Source organism: Corynebacterium kalidii, assembly GCF_022869005.1.
GTDB lineage: Bacteria > Actinomycetota > Actinomycetes > Mycobacteriales > Mycobacteriaceae > Corynebacterium > Corynebacterium kalidii.
In genome coordinates, this window is sequence record NZ_JALIEA010000012.1 from 515,262 (window position 1) to 530,434 (window position 15,173).

General features: G+C 69.5%; 13 protein-coding genes. All 13 read left to right on the forward strand.

Annotation, left to right across the window (positions count from 1 at the left end):
- The first annotated feature begins 179 nt into the window (after positions 1–179).
- The 13 genes from MUN33_RS08180 to tyrS all read left to right on the forward strand — a co-directional run bounded on the left by MUN33_RS08180 (position 180) and on the right by tyrS (position 14,934).
- The gene (locus MUN33_RS08180; RefSeq protein WP_244804443.1) at positions 180–1,004 is read left to right on the forward strand and encodes a TrmH family RNA methyltransferase; all 825 of its coding nucleotides are present in this window, start codon (positions 180–182) and stop codon (positions 1,002–1,004) included.
- A 134-nt stretch (positions 1,005–1,138) separates the two neighbouring features.
- Positions 1,139–2,161 carry a phenylalanine--tRNA ligase subunit alpha gene (gene pheS, locus MUN33_RS08185; protein ID WP_244804444.1) on the forward strand — a complete coding sequence of 341 codons (1,023 nt, stop codon included), beginning with the start codon at positions 1,139–1,141 and terminating at the stop codon, positions 2,159–2,161.
- Positions 2,162–2,218: 57 nt separating this feature from the next.
- Positions 2,219–4,783 (forward strand): phenylalanine--tRNA ligase subunit beta, encoded by a 2,565-nt coding sequence (gene pheT / locus MUN33_RS08190; RefSeq protein WP_244804398.1) that lies wholly within the window; start codon positions 2,219–2,221, stop codon positions 4,781–4,783.
- A gap of 107 nt (positions 4,784–4,890) precedes the next feature.
- Positions 4,891–5,904 carry an N-acetyl-gamma-glutamyl-phosphate reductase gene (argC, locus tag MUN33_RS08195; protein ID WP_244804399.1) on the forward strand — a complete coding sequence of 338 codons (1,014 nt, stop codon included), beginning with the start codon at positions 4,891–4,893 and terminating at the stop codon, positions 5,902–5,904.
- Positions 5,905–5,926: 22 nt separating this feature from the next.
- Positions 5,927–7,129 (forward strand): bifunctional glutamate N-acetyltransferase/amino-acid acetyltransferase ArgJ, encoded by a 1,203-nt coding sequence (gene argJ / locus MUN33_RS08200; protein WP_244804400.1) that lies wholly within the window; start codon positions 5,927–5,929, stop codon positions 7,127–7,129.
- 10 nt (positions 7,130–7,139) lie between these two features.
- The gene (gene argB / locus MUN33_RS08205) at positions 7,140–8,075 is read left to right on the forward strand and encodes an acetylglutamate kinase (protein ID WP_244804401.1); all 936 of its coding nucleotides are present in this window, start codon (positions 7,140–7,142) and stop codon (positions 8,073–8,075) included.
- On the forward strand, positions 8,068–9,237 hold the full coding sequence (locus MUN33_RS08210; protein ID WP_244804402.1) for an acetylornithine transaminase: 1,170 nt from the start codon (positions 8,068–8,070) through the stop codon (positions 9,235–9,237). The genes argB and MUN33_RS08210 overlap by 8 nt, the downstream gene beginning before the upstream one ends.
- Entirely contained in the window at positions 9,234–10,133 is a 900-nt protein-coding gene (gene argF / locus MUN33_RS08215) for an ornithine carbamoyltransferase (RefSeq protein WP_244804403.1), read from the forward strand. Before MUN33_RS08210 ends, argF begins: the two co-directional genes overlap by 4 nt.
- Complete coding sequence (gene argR, locus MUN33_RS08220) at positions 10,118–10,657, forward strand: arginine repressor (protein WP_244804404.1); 540 nt, start codon at positions 10,118–10,120, stop codon at positions 10,655–10,657. Before argF ends, argR begins: the two co-directional genes overlap by 16 nt.
- Positions 10,658–10,715: 58 nt before the next feature.
- On the forward strand, positions 10,716–11,915 hold the full coding sequence (locus MUN33_RS08225; protein WP_244804405.1) for an argininosuccinate synthase: 1,200 nt from the start codon (positions 10,716–10,718) through the stop codon (positions 11,913–11,915).
- A gap of 6 nt (positions 11,916–11,921) precedes the next feature.
- Positions 11,922–13,382: an argininosuccinate lyase gene (gene argH, locus MUN33_RS08230; RefSeq protein WP_244804406.1), complete on the forward strand. Its 1,461-nt coding sequence runs from the start codon at positions 11,922–11,924 to the stop codon at positions 13,380–13,382.
- A 64-nt stretch (positions 13,383–13,446) separates the two neighbouring features.
- A complete protein-coding gene (locus MUN33_RS08235; RefSeq protein ID WP_244804407.1) occupies positions 13,447–13,620 on the forward strand; it encodes a Trm112 family protein in 174 nt (57 codons plus the stop codon).
- Positions 13,621–13,659: 39 nt separating this feature from the next.
- Positions 13,660–14,934: a tyrosine--tRNA ligase gene (gene tyrS, locus MUN33_RS08240; RefSeq protein WP_244804445.1), complete on the forward strand. Its 1,275-nt coding sequence runs from the start codon at positions 13,660–13,662 to the stop codon at positions 14,932–14,934.
- Positions 14,935–15,173: the final 239 nt, after the last annotated feature.

Here is a 15,173-nt window from a genome sequence, read left to right on the forward strand (position 1 = left end):
CGTTTCCGGCGACGGCCGGAGCGGCACCGGGCCTGCACCGGACCTGTACCGGTTCCGGGCATGTGAAGTCGGGCAGGTGGGGTCGGGCGGACGGCCCCAGGCTAGAATCGTGGACCATGACTGAGAACCCGTCCGCACCGTCCCCCGCACGCCCCCTCGCAGCCGACTGGCGGACCTGGATGGGGGACGAGCCCTTCACCGAGCGCACCCCGCGCATCGTGAACGCGGCGAAACTGCACCGGGCCGCCGCGCGGAAGAAGGCGGGCCGTTTCCTCGCGGAAGGCTCCAACGCGGTCTCCTCGGCACTGCGGTACGGCGACGTCGTCGAGGTGTACCTCACCGAGCGGGGCCTCGACGCCGTCGGTGCAGAGTTCGACACCCTCACCGGTACCGACGACCGGGGTGTCCGCGTGCACCTGATCACCGACCGCGCGGCCGCAGCCCTGTCGGAGTCGGTCACACCCACCGGTATCTTCGCGCTGTGCCGCCACCAGCTCGTGGACCTGTCCGAGGCGTTGGTCGGGGACCTCGTCGCCGTCCCCGTCGAGACCGCCGAGCCAGGTAACGCCGGCGCCCTCGTCCGGGTCGCTGACGCCACGGGCGCCGGTTCGGTCATCTTCGCCGGTTCCACGGTCGACCCCCAGGGGGGTAAGGCGGTCCGCGCGTCGGCGGGTTCGCTGTTCCACCTCCCCGTCGCCCGGCACACCGGTGTCGCGGAGGTCATCGACCTGCTCCACGAGCGTGGATACACCGTCCTGGCCACCTCGGGCGACGGTGACATCTCCCTGGACACCGCGGCTGTGTCGCAGGACGGTGAACCCGCACTGCTGGGGCAGCGGATCGCCTGGCTCTTCGGGAACGAGGCCCACGGTCTGGGGGACTGGCAGGACCTCGCCGACGTCCGGGTGTCCATCCCGATGCGTGGTGCGGCGGAGAGCCTCAACCTCGTCACCGCCGCGGCGATCTGTCTCTACGAGACCGCGCGGGTCGCCAGAGGCGCCTGAGAACGGTCCGGGAGGACGTGTCCCCGACCTCCCGGCGTTCCGGTGACCTTGGTATCATCTTGAGTCGACTCCAAAAGGGGATCGACCGGGACAAGATTGAGTGCGAGGTGCGCTAGGTGGCTGACGACATCGACATGAGTGAGGCGGGACTCGAGGCCGCGGCGGAGGCCGCCGTGACGGCGTTCGCCGGGGCCGCGGACCTGGATGCCCTGGCGGACCTACGCCGTGCCCACCTCGGTGACGACGCCCCTGTACCGGCGGCACGCCGTAACCTCGGCTCGCTACCCAAGGATCAGCGCAAGGACGCCGGCCGACTGGTCAACCAGGCGCGGGGCCGCATCGAGAAGGCGTTCGCCACGGCGAAGGCGGCTCTCGAGGAGAAGCGCAACGCCGAGGTCCTGGCGTCGGAGCGCATCGACGTCACCCTGCCGACCGCACGTGGTCAGCGCGGTGCCCAGCACCCGATCACGATCCTGTCGGAGCAGATCGCCGACATCTTCGTCGGCATGGGCTGGGAGATCGCGGAAGGCCCCGAGGTCGAGGCGGAGTACTTCAACTTCGACGCCCTCAACTTCCTGCCGGACCATCCCGCGCGGACGTTGCAGGACACCTTCCACATCGGACCGGACGGCTCCGGCCAGGTGCTGCGCACCCACACCTCCCCGGTGCAGGTCCGCACCCTGCTGGACCGGGACGTGCCGGTCTACATCGCCTGCCCGGGGCGCGTGTTCCGCACCGATGAACTGGACGCGACCCACACCCCGGTCTTCCACCAGGTCGAGGGTCTGGCGGTGGACAAGGGCCTGACGATGGCACACCTGAAGGGCACCCTGGACCACCTGGCCCGGACCCTGTTCGGCGAGGACGCGGTCACCAGGATCCGCCCGAACTTCTTCCCCTTCACCGAGCCCTCGGCCGAGGTGGACGTCTGGTTCCCCGACAAGAAGGGAGGGGCCGGCTGGATCGAGTGGGGTGGTTGCGGCATGGTCAACCCCAACGTGCTGACGGCCGTCGGTGTCGACCCGGAGGTCTACTCGGGCTTCGCCTTCGGCATGGGAATCGAGCGGACGCTGCAGTTCCGCAACGGGCTGCCCGACATGCGCGACATGGTGGAGGGCGACGTCCGATTCACCGAGCCCTTCGGCATCCGCGGCTGAGCCCGCGCCACCACTGGAACAACCCCTGTAGAACCTAGAGGAACCGAGCACCCGTCAATGCTGATCTCACAGTCCTGGCTCACCCGCCTTCTGAAGACCTCCACCGCACCGTTCACCGTCCCGGCAGAGGAGCTGGACGCCGGCTTCGTACGCGTCGGGTTCGAGACGGAGGGGTACGAGCAGATCGAGCCCACCACCGGGCCCCTGGTGTTCGGCCGCGTCGAGCACATCGAGGAGCTCGAGGGTTTCAAGAAGCCCATCCGCTACTGCGACGTCAACGTCGGCGACGCGAACGGCACCGGCGAGCTGCAGCACATCATCTGCGGTGCGCGGAACTTCCGTGAGGGCGATGTCGTCATAGTCTCGTTGCCGGGCGCGGTGCTGCCCGGTGGCTTCGAGATCAGTGCGCGTGAGACCTACGGGCGGACGTCCGAGGGGATGATGTGCTCGGCCGCCGAACTCGGGCTGGCGTCGGTGCAGACCGCCGGGATCATCGCCCTGCGCGGCGCCGAGGCGGAGGACCCCCGGGTCGTGGTCGGGGAGGACGCGAGGGACTTCCTCGGCCTCGACGACACCGTCTTCGACGTCAACATCACCCCGGACCGCGGGTACGCGCTCTCCGCCCGGGGACTGGCCCGTGAACTCGCCAGCTCCTTCTCGCTGACGTTCCGTGACCCCGCCGACGACCCGGCCGCCGCCGCACTGCCGACCGACCTGCTGGCCGGGCTGCCCCACGGCACCGACCGTGGCGACCTGCCGCGGATCACCGTGGACGGTGACACGAAGTGCTCCCGTTTCGGGATCCGTAAGGTCACCGGGATCTCCGCCGACGCCGAATCCCCGTACTGGCTCCAGCGTGAGCTGCTGCTGTGCGGCCAGCGCCCGGTCAACGCCCCGACGGACGTGACGAACTACATCATGCTGCTGCTCGGCCAGCCGATGCACGCGTTCGACGCCGACCGGATCTCCGGCGACCTGCACGTCCACCGCGCCGCCGAGGGGCGGACGGTCACCACCCTCGACGGGGTCGAACGGACCCTGTCCGGTGAGGACGTCGTCATCTCCGACGACAACGGCATCCAGTCGATGGCCGGCGTCATGGGGGGCTCCACCTCGGAGATCTCCGCGTCGACGACGAGCGTGTACTTCGAGGCCGCGCACTTCGACCAGATCACGGTCGCCCGGACGTCGCGCCGGCACCGTCTGTCCTCCGAGTCGTCCCGCCGTTTCGAGCGGGGGACGGACCCGGCGGTCATCGAGGCGGCCCTGGACTTCGCGGTCGCACTGCTGACCCGTATCGCCGGCGGCCAGGTCGCCGAGGGGGTGAGCCTGGTCGGGGAGGTGCCGGAGATGCCGGTCATCGACATGCACACCTCGCGTCCCGGCAAGACCGCCGGCATGATCTACCCGTCCGGGACGACCGTGTCGCGGCTGACGGAGGTCGGTTGTTCGGTGCGTGAGACCGGCGAGCGCGACACCAACGGCGCCAAGGCGATCGAGGTCACCCCGCCGACGTGGCGGCCCGACCTGACCATGCCGGCAGACCTCGTCGAGGAGGTCCTGCGGCTCGAGGGCCTGGACAAGATCCCGTCCATCGTGCCGACCGCCCCGGCCGGCCGTGGTCTGTCCCCCCGGCAGCGCATGCGCCGTGCGGTCGGCCACGCCCTGGCCTGGAACGGTTTCGTGGAGGTGCTGCCCAGCCCCTTCGTCCCGAACGACGTCTTCGACGTGTGGGGGCTGGACGCCGACGACCCGCGTCGCAACGCGGTCCGCGTCGTCAACCCGCTGGAGAGTGACGTCGCGACGCTCGGCACCAGCCTGCTGCCGTCGATGATCGACTCCCTGCGCCGCAACATCGCCCGCGGCCAGCACGACGTCGCACTCTACGGGGTCGAGCAGGTCACCCTGCCCACGGCGGAGTCGGGGACCTCGCCGATGCCGTCCACCGCGGCCCGTCCGTCGGACGACGAGGTGGCCGGGCTGCTGTCCTCGCTGCCGGTGCAGCCCCTGAACGTCGCGGTCATCGCGGCCGGTCACCGGGAACTCCAGGGCACCTGGGGCGGCGCGGTGGCGTTCGAGGCCGCCGACGTCTTCGACGCCGCGCGTACCGTCGCCCGCGCCGCAGGCGTCGAGATCACGCTGCGTAACGCCGAGTACCTGCCGTGGCACCCGGGGCGCTGCGCGGAGATCCTCGTCGACGGCGCCGTCGTCGGACATGCCGGTGAGCTGCACCCGCAGGTCTGCGAGCGGGCCGACCTGCCGAAGCGCACCGTGGCGCTGGAGATGAACCTCGACGCGCTGCCGCTGGAGGAGTCGTTCCCGCGGCCCGTGATCTCGCCGTTCCCCGCGGTCAACCAGGACGTGGCGGTCGTCGTCGACGAGACCACCCCGGCGGCCGAGGTCGAGCAGGCGCTGGCGGACGGTGCCGGCGAACTGCTGGAACACATCCGGCTGTTCGACGTCTACCACTCCGAGGCGTTGGGGGAGGGCCGGCGCTCGCTGACCTTCAGCCTGCGGTTCCGCGCCCCGGACCGCACCCTCACCGAGGACGAGGCCACCGTGGCGCGTGAGGCGGCCGTGGCCGTCGCCGCGGAACGTGTGGATGCGACGTTGCGGAGCTAGCCGCCCCGGGGTCCCGGCGGCGGGGGGGCGGGACCCGGCACTGTATGTATAAAAACCGGAATGATGCATAACTTGCGTCATTCGCCGTCCCGGTGCATACTTGCACCATGATTTCCATCGCAGTCGCAGGCGCCAGCGGGTACGCCGGCGGAGAAGCGCTCCGCCTCCTCCTGAACCACCCCGGCCACGGCCGGGACTTCGAGATCGGCGCGCTCACCGGCGCGTCCAACGCCGGTCAGCGGTTCGGCAGCCTCGTCCCCGGTCTGCCGCAGCTGGCCGACCGTGTGGTCCGGGAGACTACCGAAGAGGTCCTCGCCGGCCATGACGTGGCGATCCTCGCGTTGCCGCACGGGGTGTCGTCCTCACTGGACCTCGGTGACACCGTGGTCCTGGACTGCGGCGCCGACCGTCGGCTCACCTCGGAAAGCGACTGGGACGCCTACTACGGCGGCACCTACCCCGGGAGCTGGCCCTACGGCATCCCCGAGCTGCCCGGGAACCGTCCCACGATCGCCGCGGCCACCGGGGTGGCCGTACCCGGCTGCTTCCCGACCGGAGCCACCCTCGCGATGCTGCCCGGGATGGCCGCGGGCCTGATCAGCCGGGACGTCTCCGTTGTCTCCGTCACCGGGGTCACCGGTGCGGGGAAGAAGCCCGCGGTGGGCCTGCTCGGTGGGGAGACCATGGGGAACCTCCGTGCCTACAAGGTCGGCAGCCACCGGCACACCCCGGAGATCGCGCAGAACATCCGGCGGGTCGCACCGGACGGCGCCGACACGCGGGTGACCTTCACCCCGGTCCTCGCCCCGCTCGGCCGGGGGATCCTGACGACCGTGACCGCCCGGGCGACCGGGGACGCGGACGCGCTGCGGGACGCCTACGAACGCTTCTGCGCCGACGAGCCCTTCCTGCACCTGCTCCCGGAGGGTGAGCAACCGGAGGTCAAGAGCGTGGCCGGTACCAACATGGCGCATATCCAGGTCACCGTGACCGACGGCATGGTCGTGGCCACCAGCGCGATCGACAACCTGACCAAGGGCACTGCCGGCGCGGCCGTGCAGTGCCTCAACCTGATCCAGGGCTGGGACGAGACCGCAGGTCTCCCGATGGCCGGACTCTGACAAGAACGAGGACCACACCACCATGAGCCAAGAACTTGACCCGACCACGTCCGCCGGGGCGACGGGCGTGACCGCGGCGACGGGCTTCCGCGCCGCGGCGACCACCGCCGGAATCAAGCCGTCCGGGAAGTCGGACATGGCGCTCGTCGTCAACGACGGCCCCGAGTACACCGCCGCAGCCGTCTTCACCCGCAACCGCGTCGTCGCGTCCCCGGTGAAGCTCACCCGCGCCCACAACGACGGCACCTTCCGGGCCGTGGTCCTCAACGCCGGCAACGCCAACGCCTGCAACGGCGAACAGGGCGACCGCGACGCCGCGGCCACCGCGGAGGCCGTCGCGGACCGGCTGGGCGTGGACGCCACGGACGTCGCCGTGTGCTCCACCGGACTCATCGGTGACACCCTCCCGATGGACAAGGTGTTCAACGGTGTCGACACGCTGACCACGGACATCCGGGCAGACGCCGCGACCTCCCCGGAGTCGGCCACCGCCGCCGCCGAGGCCATCATGACCACCGACCTGGTCAGCAAGCAGGCCGTCTTCCACGGCGACGGGTGGACCCTGGGCGGAATGGGCAAGGGCGTGGGCATGATGGCCCCGTCCCTGGCCACGATGCTCATCGTCCTGACCACCGACGCACACGTCGAGGACCCGGCACCGGCGCTCAAGGCGTCCACCGAGGTGACCTTCGACTGCGTCGACATCGACGGGTCGACCTCCACCAACGACACGGTGATCCTCATGGCCAACGGGGCCTCCGGGGTGACGCCGTCCGACGAGGAGTTCCGTACCGCCGTCCACGCCGTGTGCCTCGACCTCGCAAAGCAGCTGCAGGCGGATGCCGAAGGTGTGACGAAGCGGGTCTCGATCACCGTCACCGGCACGGACTCCGACGCCGACGCGAAGGTCGCCGCCCGCGTCCTCGGACGTGACAGCCTGTTCAAGTGCGCGATGTTCGGTTCGGACCCGAACTGGGGCCGTACGCTCGCTGCGGTGGGGATGGCCCCGGTGGCGATGGACCCCGACCGTATCTCCGTCAGCTTCAACGGCCAGCCTGTCTGCGTCAACGCCACCGGCGCCCCCGGGGCCCGTGACGTCGACCTCTCCGGAACCGACATCGACGTGCTCGTCGACCTCGGGACCGGGGGAGAGGGCAAGGCCACGGTCTGGACGACAGACCTGTCCCACGACTACGTCCACATCAACTCCGCCTACAGCTCATAGAGGAGCAGTCATGACCGAGCCCGACCCCGAGAAGGTCGTCTACCGCGCCGCCACCGACCTGGACCCGGCGACCCGGGCGAACGTCCTCGCCGAGGCGCTGCCGTGGTTGCTGCACTACCGCGACAAGATCGTGGTCGTGAAGTACGGCGGCAACGCCATGGTCGACGAGGACCTCAAGGCCGCGTTCGCCGCCGACATGGCGTTCCTGCGGACCGTGGGTGCCCACCCGATCGTCGTCCACGGCGGCGGTCCCCAGATCACCGAGATGCTGGAGAAGGTCAACCTGCCCGGCGAGTTCGTCGGCGGTTTCCGGGTCACCACCCCCGAGACCATGGAGTACGTCCGCATGGTCCTGTTCGGCAAGGTCGGACGGGAACTGGTGAACCTGATCAACCAGCACGGCCCCTTCGCCGTCGGGACGTCCGGGGAGGACGCCGGGCTGTTCACCGCCGTGCGTCGGACCGCGACCGTCGACGGGGTCGAGGTCGACCTCGGGCGCGTCGGGGACATCTCCCAGGTCGACGCCAGCGTCCTGATGGACCTGGTCGACGCCGGCAGGATCCCCGTGGTGGCACCGTTCGCACCGGACGAGGACGGCAACGTCTACAACATCAACGCCGACACCGCCGCCGGCGCCCTGGCGTCGGCGGTGGGTGCGGAACGTCTGGTGGTGCTCACCAACGTGGAGGGCCTCTACACGGACTGGCCGGACAAGAGCTCCCTGGTGTCGCGGATCGCCCCGGACGAACTGGAGAAGATCCTGCCCGACCTCGACGCCGGGATGATCCCGAAGATGGAGGCCTGCCTGAGCGCCGTGCGTACCGGGGTGTCCGCCGCCCATGTCATCGACGGGCGCGAACGGCACTCCGTGATCCTCGAGCTCATGACCCAGGGCGGCATCGGGACGATGATCGCCCGCGACGACTGGGAGTCACCCCATGCCTGACATCACCTGGAAGCAGCGGTGGGACACCACCCTCATGCCGACCTACGGGACGCCCGCGGTGGAGCTGGTCTCCGGGGCCGGGGCGCGCGTCGTCGACGCCGACGGACGCGAGTACATCGATCTCCTGGCCGGCATCGCCGTCAACTCGCTGGGACATGCGCACCCGGCCCTGGTCGAGGCGGTCTCCCGCCAGGTGGCGACCCTCGGCCACACCTCGAACATCCACGCGCACCCCCGGGTCATCGAGCTGGCGGAGAAGCTGCAGGAGCTCACTGGACCGGATGCGCGGGTGTTCTTCTCCAACTCCGGCGCCGAGGCCAACGAGGCCGCGTTCAAGATCACACGCTTGACCGGAAGGAACCGTCTGCTGGCCGCGGAGCACGGTTTCCACGGCCGTACCATGGGGTCGCTGGCGCTGACGGGGCAACCCGATAAACGGGCGCCGTTCGAGCCGCTCCCGGGCGGCGTGGAGTTCTACCCCTACGGCGACATCGACGCCCTCCGCGCGCTCGTGGAGCAGGACGGCCGCGCCGAGGACACCGCCGCCGTCTTCCTCGAGTCGATCCAGGGGGAGACCGGCGTGGTCCCCGCACCCGAGGGCTTCCTCACCGAGGTCCGCGCGCTGTGCGACGAGTACGGGATCCTCATGGTCGTCGACGAGGTCCAGGCCGGCATCGGCCGGACCGGCCGGTGGTTCGGCTACCAGGTGGAGGACGTGGTGCCGGACGTCGTCACCCTGGCCAAGGGACTCGGCGGTGGCCTCCCCATCGGCGCCTGCGTGGCCGTGACACCGGCCGCCCAGCTGATGGCCAAGGGACACCACGGGTCGACCTTCGGCGGTAACCCGGTCGCCTGCGCCGCCGGGTGCGCCGTCATCGACACGATCCGCGCGGAGGACCTGCGCGGACACGTCCTCGACATGGAACGGATCATCCGGGCCGCCCTCGAACCGCTGGACGCGGTCACCGGCGTCCGGGGCAGGGGCCTGATGCTCGGCGTGGTGCTCGACGGGCCGCGCCCCGGCCTGGCCGACGCCGCGCTGGCCGCCGGTCTGCTGGTCAACCAACCGGCGCCCGACGTACTGCGGCTCGTTCCGCCGCTCACCGTCACGGAGACCGACATCCGTGAATCACTCGCCACGATCAAGGAGCTGCTGTCATGACCCGTCACTTCCTCGCCGACGACTCCGTCTCCGTCGCCGAACAGGCCGAGATCCTCGACCTGGGCATGGAGATGGTCAAGGACCCCTACCGGACCAGCCTGCGGAACAAGTCCGTCGCGGTCCTGTTCGACAAGACCTCCACCCGGACGCGGTTCTCCTTCGACGTCGGTATCCATCAGCTCGGCGGACACCCCGTCGTCGTCGACTCCGGGAAGTCCCAGATGGGCAAGAAGGAGTCGTACCAGGACACCGGTGCCGTGCTCTCCCGGTTCGTCGACGCCGTCGTGTGGCGCACCGGGGCCCACCAGAACCTCCACGACATGGCCGAGACCGCCACGGTACCGGTCGTCAACGCGCTGTGCGATGACTTCCACCCCTGCCAGATTCTGGCGGACCTGCTGACCATCCGGCAGCACAAGGGGGACCTCAAGGGCCTCCGCGCCGTGTACCTTGGGGACGGGGCCAACAACATGGCGAACTCGTACATGCTCGGCTTCGCGACCGCCGGGGTGGACATCACGATCGCCGCGCCGAAGGGTTTCCAGCCCGAACAGCGGTTCATCGACCGGGCGCAGGCCCGGGCCGACGAGACCGGCGCGACACTGACCGTCACCGGGACCCCCGACGTGACCGGTGCGGACGTCGTCATCACCGACACCTGGGTGTCGATGGGCATGGACGCCGACCGGGACACCGACGCACTGGTGCCGTTCCAGGTGACCGAGGAACTTATGGCGACGGCGGACAAGGACGCGGTCTTCATGCACTGCCTCCCGGCGTACCGCGGCTACGAGGTGACCGCCGGTGTCATCGACGGACCCCAGTCGGTCGTGTTCGACGAGGCGGAGAACCGGCTCCACGCACAGAAGGCGCTGCTGGAATGGCTGCTGAGCTGAACCCCCAGACGCCGTTGACCCGGTCGGCACGACAGGGGTTGATCTCCCGGCTCGTCGACACCCGGCGGGTGGCGAGCCAACGCCACCTCCAGGACCTCCTCGCCGCCGAAGGCGTGGAGATCACCCAGGCGACGTTGTCCAGGGACCTCGTCGACCTCGGGGCGCGCAAGGTCCGGGCCGACGGCCGGTCCTTCTACAGCCTCAGCGAGACCGACACCGACCTGTCCGCGGACGGGCCCGCGCGGCTCCGCAGGATCCTCGTCGAACTCCTCGTCGCCACCGACCACTCCGGGAACACCGCGGTCCTGCGGACCCCGCCCGGGGCGGCGCAGTACCTGGCCAGTGTCATCGACCGCTCCGACCTGCCCGAGGTGGTGGCGACCATCGCCGGGGACGACACCGTGTTCGTCCTCGCCAGGGACCCGGTCGACGGCCGTGCCCTCGCCGAGCACCTGCACGAGATCTCGGTGTCGCCGGCACCGTCCGTGCACGGTGGGTCACACCCACCAGATACACTCAGCTGAGAAGCTGGGACTTCCATCCGCGTAACCCCCACACAACCCGAAAGGACTGACGAACACCATGACCGACCGCGTCGTACTCGCCTACTCCGGAGGCCTCGACACCACCGTCGCCATCCCGTACCTCAAGCAGATGACCGGAGGCGACGTCGTCGCGGTCTCCATCGACCTCGGGCAGGGCGGTGAGGACATGGAGTCCGTCCGTCAGCGCGCCCTGGGCGCCGGCGCCGTCGAGTCGATCATCGTCGACGCCCGCGACGAGTTCGCCGAGGAGTACTGCCTGCCGACCATCAAGGCGAACGCGCTGTACATGAAGCAGTACCCGATGGTCTCGGCGATCTCCCGCCCGCTCATCGTCAAGCACCTGGTCGAGGCCGCCCAGGAGCACGGCGGCACCCACGTCGCCCACGGCTGCACCGGCAAGGGGAACGACCAGGTGCGCTTCGAGGTCGGTTTCATGGACACCGACCCCTCCCTGAAGATCATCGCCCCGGCCCGTGACTTCGCGTGGACCCGTGACAAGGCGATCGCCTTCGCCGAGGAGAACGACGTCCCGATCGAGCAGTCGGCGTCGTCGCCGTTCTCGATCGACCAGAACGTGTGGGGCCGCGCGGTGGAGACCGGCTTCCTCGAGGACCTGTGGAACCCGCCGACGAAGGACCTCTACGCCTACACCGAGGAGCCGTCGCTCGGTCAGGCCCCGGACGAGGTGATCATCTCCTTCAAGTCGGGCAAGCCCGTCGCCATCGACGGCCGTGAGGTGACCGTGCTCCAGGCCATCGAGGAGCTCAACCGCCGGGCGGGTGCCCAGGGCGTCGGACGCCTGGACATGGTCGAGGACCGCCTGATCGGCATCAAGTCGCGTGAGGTCTACGAGGCCCCCGGCGCCCTGACGCTGATCCGCGCCCACGAGGCCCTCGAGGACGTGACCGTCGAACGCGAGCTGGCGCGCTACAAGCGCGGGATCGACGCGGAATGGTCCAACCAGGTGTACGACGGCCTGTGGTTCTCCCCGTTGAAGCGTTCCCTGGACGCCTTCATCGAGTCCACCCAGGAGCACGTCACCGGCGATATCCGTCTGGTCCTGCACAACGGGTCGATCGTGGTCAACGGCCGTCGTTCCGACGTGTCGCTCTACGACTTCAACCTGGCGACCTACGACACCGGCGACACCTTCGACCAGACGATGTCCAAGGGCTTCGTGGAGCTCCACGGACTGTCGTCGAAGATCGCCAACAAGCGCGACCGCGGCGGAAAGTAGACCCGCATGACCACCGACAATCCTGCAGGGAACTCCGTCGAACAGCACGGCACCAACGAGGGTGCGCTGTGGGGCGGGCGTTTCGCCGGCGGCCCGTCCGAGGCCATGGCTGCGCTGAGCAAGTCGACCCACTTCGACTGGGTGCTCGCACCCTACGACGTGCTGGCCTCGAAGGCCCACGCCAAGGTGCTGCACCGCGCGGGGCTGCTCTCCGAGGACGACCTGGCGACGATGCTCGACGGACTGACCCGCCTCGGTGCGGACGTCGAGTCCGGCGCCTTCGTCCCGGACCCCGGTGACGAGGACGTCCACGGCGCGATGGAACGCGGGCTGATCGACCGCGTCGGCCCGGAGGTCGGCGGACGTCTGCGCGCCGGCCGGTCGCGCAACGACCAGGTCGCCACACTGTTCCGGATGTGGGTCCGCGACGCCGTCCGTGAGACCACCGACGGGGTGCTCGACGTCGTCGACGCCCTGGTCGCGCAGTCGAAGGCGCACCCGGACGTGGTCATGCCGGGCAAGACCCACTTCCAGGCCGCCCAGCCGGTGCTGCTGGGTCACCAGCTGCTGGCGCACGCCCAGCCGCTGCTGCGGGACGTCGCCCGGTTCCGCGACCTCGACAAGCGGTTGGCCGTGTCCCCGTACGGGTCCGGGGCGCTGGCCGGGTCGTCGCTGGCGTTGGACCCGGAGGCGATCGCCGAGGAACTCGGCTTCGACTCCGCCGGGGACAACTCGATCGACGCGACGAGTTCGCGCGACTTCGCCTCCGAGGCGTCCTTCGTCCTGGCGCAGGTCGCTGTGGACCTGTCCCGCCTGGCCGAGGAGATCATCGCCTGGTCGACGCCGGAGTTCGGCTACGTCACCCTCGCTGACGAATGGTCCACCGGGTCGTCGATCATGCCGCAGAAGAAGAACCCGGATGTCGCGGAGCTGATGCGCGGCAAGACCGGGCGACTGATCGGCAACCACACCGGTCTGCTGGCGACGCTGAAAGCCCTCCCGCTGGCCTACAACCGGGACCTGCAGGAGGACAAGGAGCCGATCGTCGACTCCGTCGTCCAGCTGCGCCTGCTGCTCCCGGCCATGGCGGGGCTGGTCGGTACGCTGACGTTCCACCCGGAGCGTCTGCGCGAGCTCGCGCCGGCCGGTTTCACACTGGCCACCGACCTTGCGGAGTGGATGGTCCGCCAGGGCGTCCCGTTCCGCGACGCCCACGAGGCGTCCGGGCAGTGCGTCCGGATCGCCGAGAACAGGGGAGTGGACCTGGTGTCGCTCACCGACGGGGAGCTGGCCGGGGTGCACCCGGCGCTGACCGTCGACGTGCGTGAGGTGCTGACCGTCGACGGTGCGGTCGCGTCCCGCTCGACGCGCGGAGGTACCGCCGGCGACCGCGTGGCCGAACAGCTCGGCCGCGTGGTGGCCGCCGTCGAGGACGCCCGGAGCTGGGCTGCCGCGACGGTCCGGTGACACGGGGGCCCCACCAGGGGCCCTGTGCACGCCGTCGCCGCGCGATGGCGATAGACTGAGGGGCATGATCGATCCCCGACTTCTCGAGATCCTCGTCTGCCCCCGGGACAAGCAGCCCCTGGAGGTCCACGGGGAGTATCTGGTCAATCCGCGCCTGGGCATCGCCTATACGGTGCAGGACGGTATCCCCGTCCTGCTCTCCGACGAAGCCGTCAGCTGGCCGCTGACCACGAACTGACCCCTCGAGAAGTACAGAAGGACCCCTGGCATGACCGACATGACCACCCAGAGCAATATCCTCGATGAACTGCAGTGGCGCGGACTGATCGCACAGTCCACCGACCTGGAGGCGCTGCGCGAGGAACTGGACACCCCGACGACGGCGTACGTCGGGTTCGACCCCACCGGCCCCTCCCTGCACGCGGGGCACCTGGTTCCCCTCCTGATGCTCGCCAGGCTGCAACGTGCGGGGCACACCCCGATCGTCATGGCCGGTGGCGCCACCGGCATGATCGGTGACCCCCGTGACGTGGGGGAGCGCACGATGCTCACGGCCGAGCAGGTCGCGTCGAATGTCGAACGCATCACGAGGCAGCTCGCCCGGTTCGTCTCCTTCGACGGGGACAACGCCGCCATCCCCGCGAACAACATCGACTGGATCGCGGAGATGACCGCGATCGACTTCCTGCGTGACGTGGGCAAGAACTTCGGCCTGAACACCATGCTCGCCCGCGACACGGTGAAGCGTCGCCTGGAGACCGACGGGATGTCCTACACGGAGTTCTCGTACATGCTGCTGCAGGCGAACGACTTCGTCCAGCTGCGGCGCACCTACAACTGCCGGCTGCAGATCGGCGGCTCCGACCAGTGGGGGAACATCGTCTCCGGTGTCGACCTGAACCGCCGTGTCGACGGCGAGACGGTCCACGGATTCACGGTGCCGCTGGTCACCGACTCGGAGGGGCGTAAATTCGGCAAGTCCACCGGTGGCGGCAAGCTCTGGCTGGACCCGGAGATGACGAGCCCCTACAGCTGGTACCAGTACTTCCTCAACGCCGCCGACGCGGATGTCATCCGTTACCTGCGGTGGTTCACGTTCCTCGGCAAGGAGGAGCTCGACCGCCTGGCTGTGGAAGTCGAGGAGCGGCCGTTCAAGAGGGAGGCCCAGCGGGTCCTCGCCCGCGAGATGACCGAGCTGGTCCACGGCGCCGACGCCGTGGCGAAGGTGGAGAAGGCGGCCGAGGCCCTCTTCGGTAAGGCGGAGTTGGCGGACCTGGACGCGCAGACCCTGACCGGTGCCCTGTCCGAGACCGACTGTGCGGAGGTGGCCCCGGGGACCGGTGTCGTCGACATGTTCGTCGAGGCCGGGCTGGAGAAGTCCAAGGGTGCCGCACGTCGGACGATCGGGGAGGGCGGTGCGTACGTGAACAACGTCCGGGTGACCGACCCAGAGTGGGACCCGGGCCGGGAAGACCTGCTCGCCGGCGACTGGCTGGTTCTGCGTAAGGGCAAGAAGCGGTTCGCCGGCATCACGCTGGTCGACGGGGCATAGCGTCACGGCTCCGACATGAACGGCGGTGGGGCTACCTGGAGACAGGTGGCCCCACCGCCGTTCCGTCGTTACGGGGGAATGGGGAAGACAGTGGGCGTGACCTGGTGTTTTGCGTGTCGGGTGGGTGCTGTGTAGATTAATCCTGGTCAGCGAGACGCCGGGACAGTGTCCGGGTGGTGCTGGTGCAGGGTGCAGGTTGTCGTCGGGTGTTTACCGGCGGGTTGCTTGTTGGCAATGTG

Excerpts from the sequence above, each read along its gene's own strand:
- MUN33_RS08180 (WP_244804443.1), top strand. The coding sequence starts at position 180 with ATGGGGGACGAGCCCTTCACCGAGCGCACCCCGCGCATCGTGAACGCG.
- pheS (WP_244804444.1), top strand. The coding sequence starts at position 1,139 with ATGAGTGAGGCGGGACTCGAGGCCGCGGCGGAGGCCGCCGTGACGGCG.
- pheT (WP_244804398.1), top strand. The coding sequence starts at position 2,219 with ATGCTGATCTCACAGTCCTGGCTCACCCGCCTTCTGAAGACCTCCACC.
- argC (WP_244804399.1), top strand. The coding sequence starts at position 4,891 with ATGATTTCCATCGCAGTCGCAGGCGCCAGCGGGTACGCCGGCGGAGAA.
- argJ (WP_244804400.1), top strand. The coding sequence starts at position 5,927 with ATGAGCCAAGAACTTGACCCGACCACGTCCGCCGGGGCGACGGGCGTG.
- argB (WP_244804401.1), top strand. The coding sequence starts at position 7,140 with ATGACCGAGCCCGACCCCGAGAAGGTCGTCTACCGCGCCGCCACCGAC.
- MUN33_RS08210 (WP_244804402.1), top strand. The coding sequence starts at position 8,068 with ATGCCTGACATCACCTGGAAGCAGCGGTGGGACACCACCCTCATGCCG.
- argF (WP_244804403.1), top strand. The coding sequence starts at position 9,234 with ATGACCCGTCACTTCCTCGCCGACGACTCCGTCTCCGTCGCCGAACAG.
- argR (WP_244804404.1), top strand. The coding sequence starts at position 10,118 with ATGGCTGCTGAGCTGAACCCCCAGACGCCGTTGACCCGGTCGGCACGA.
- MUN33_RS08225 (WP_244804405.1), top strand. The coding sequence starts at position 10,716 with ATGACCGACCGCGTCGTACTCGCCTACTCCGGAGGCCTCGACACCACC.
- argH (WP_244804406.1), top strand. The coding sequence starts at position 11,922 with ATGACCACCGACAATCCTGCAGGGAACTCCGTCGAACAGCACGGCACC.
- MUN33_RS08235 (WP_244804407.1), top strand. The coding sequence starts at position 13,447 with ATGATCGATCCCCGACTTCTCGAGATCCTCGTCTGCCCCCGGGACAAG.
- tyrS (WP_244804445.1), top strand. The coding sequence starts at position 13,660 with ATGACCACCCAGAGCAATATCCTCGATGAACTGCAGTGGCGCGGACTG.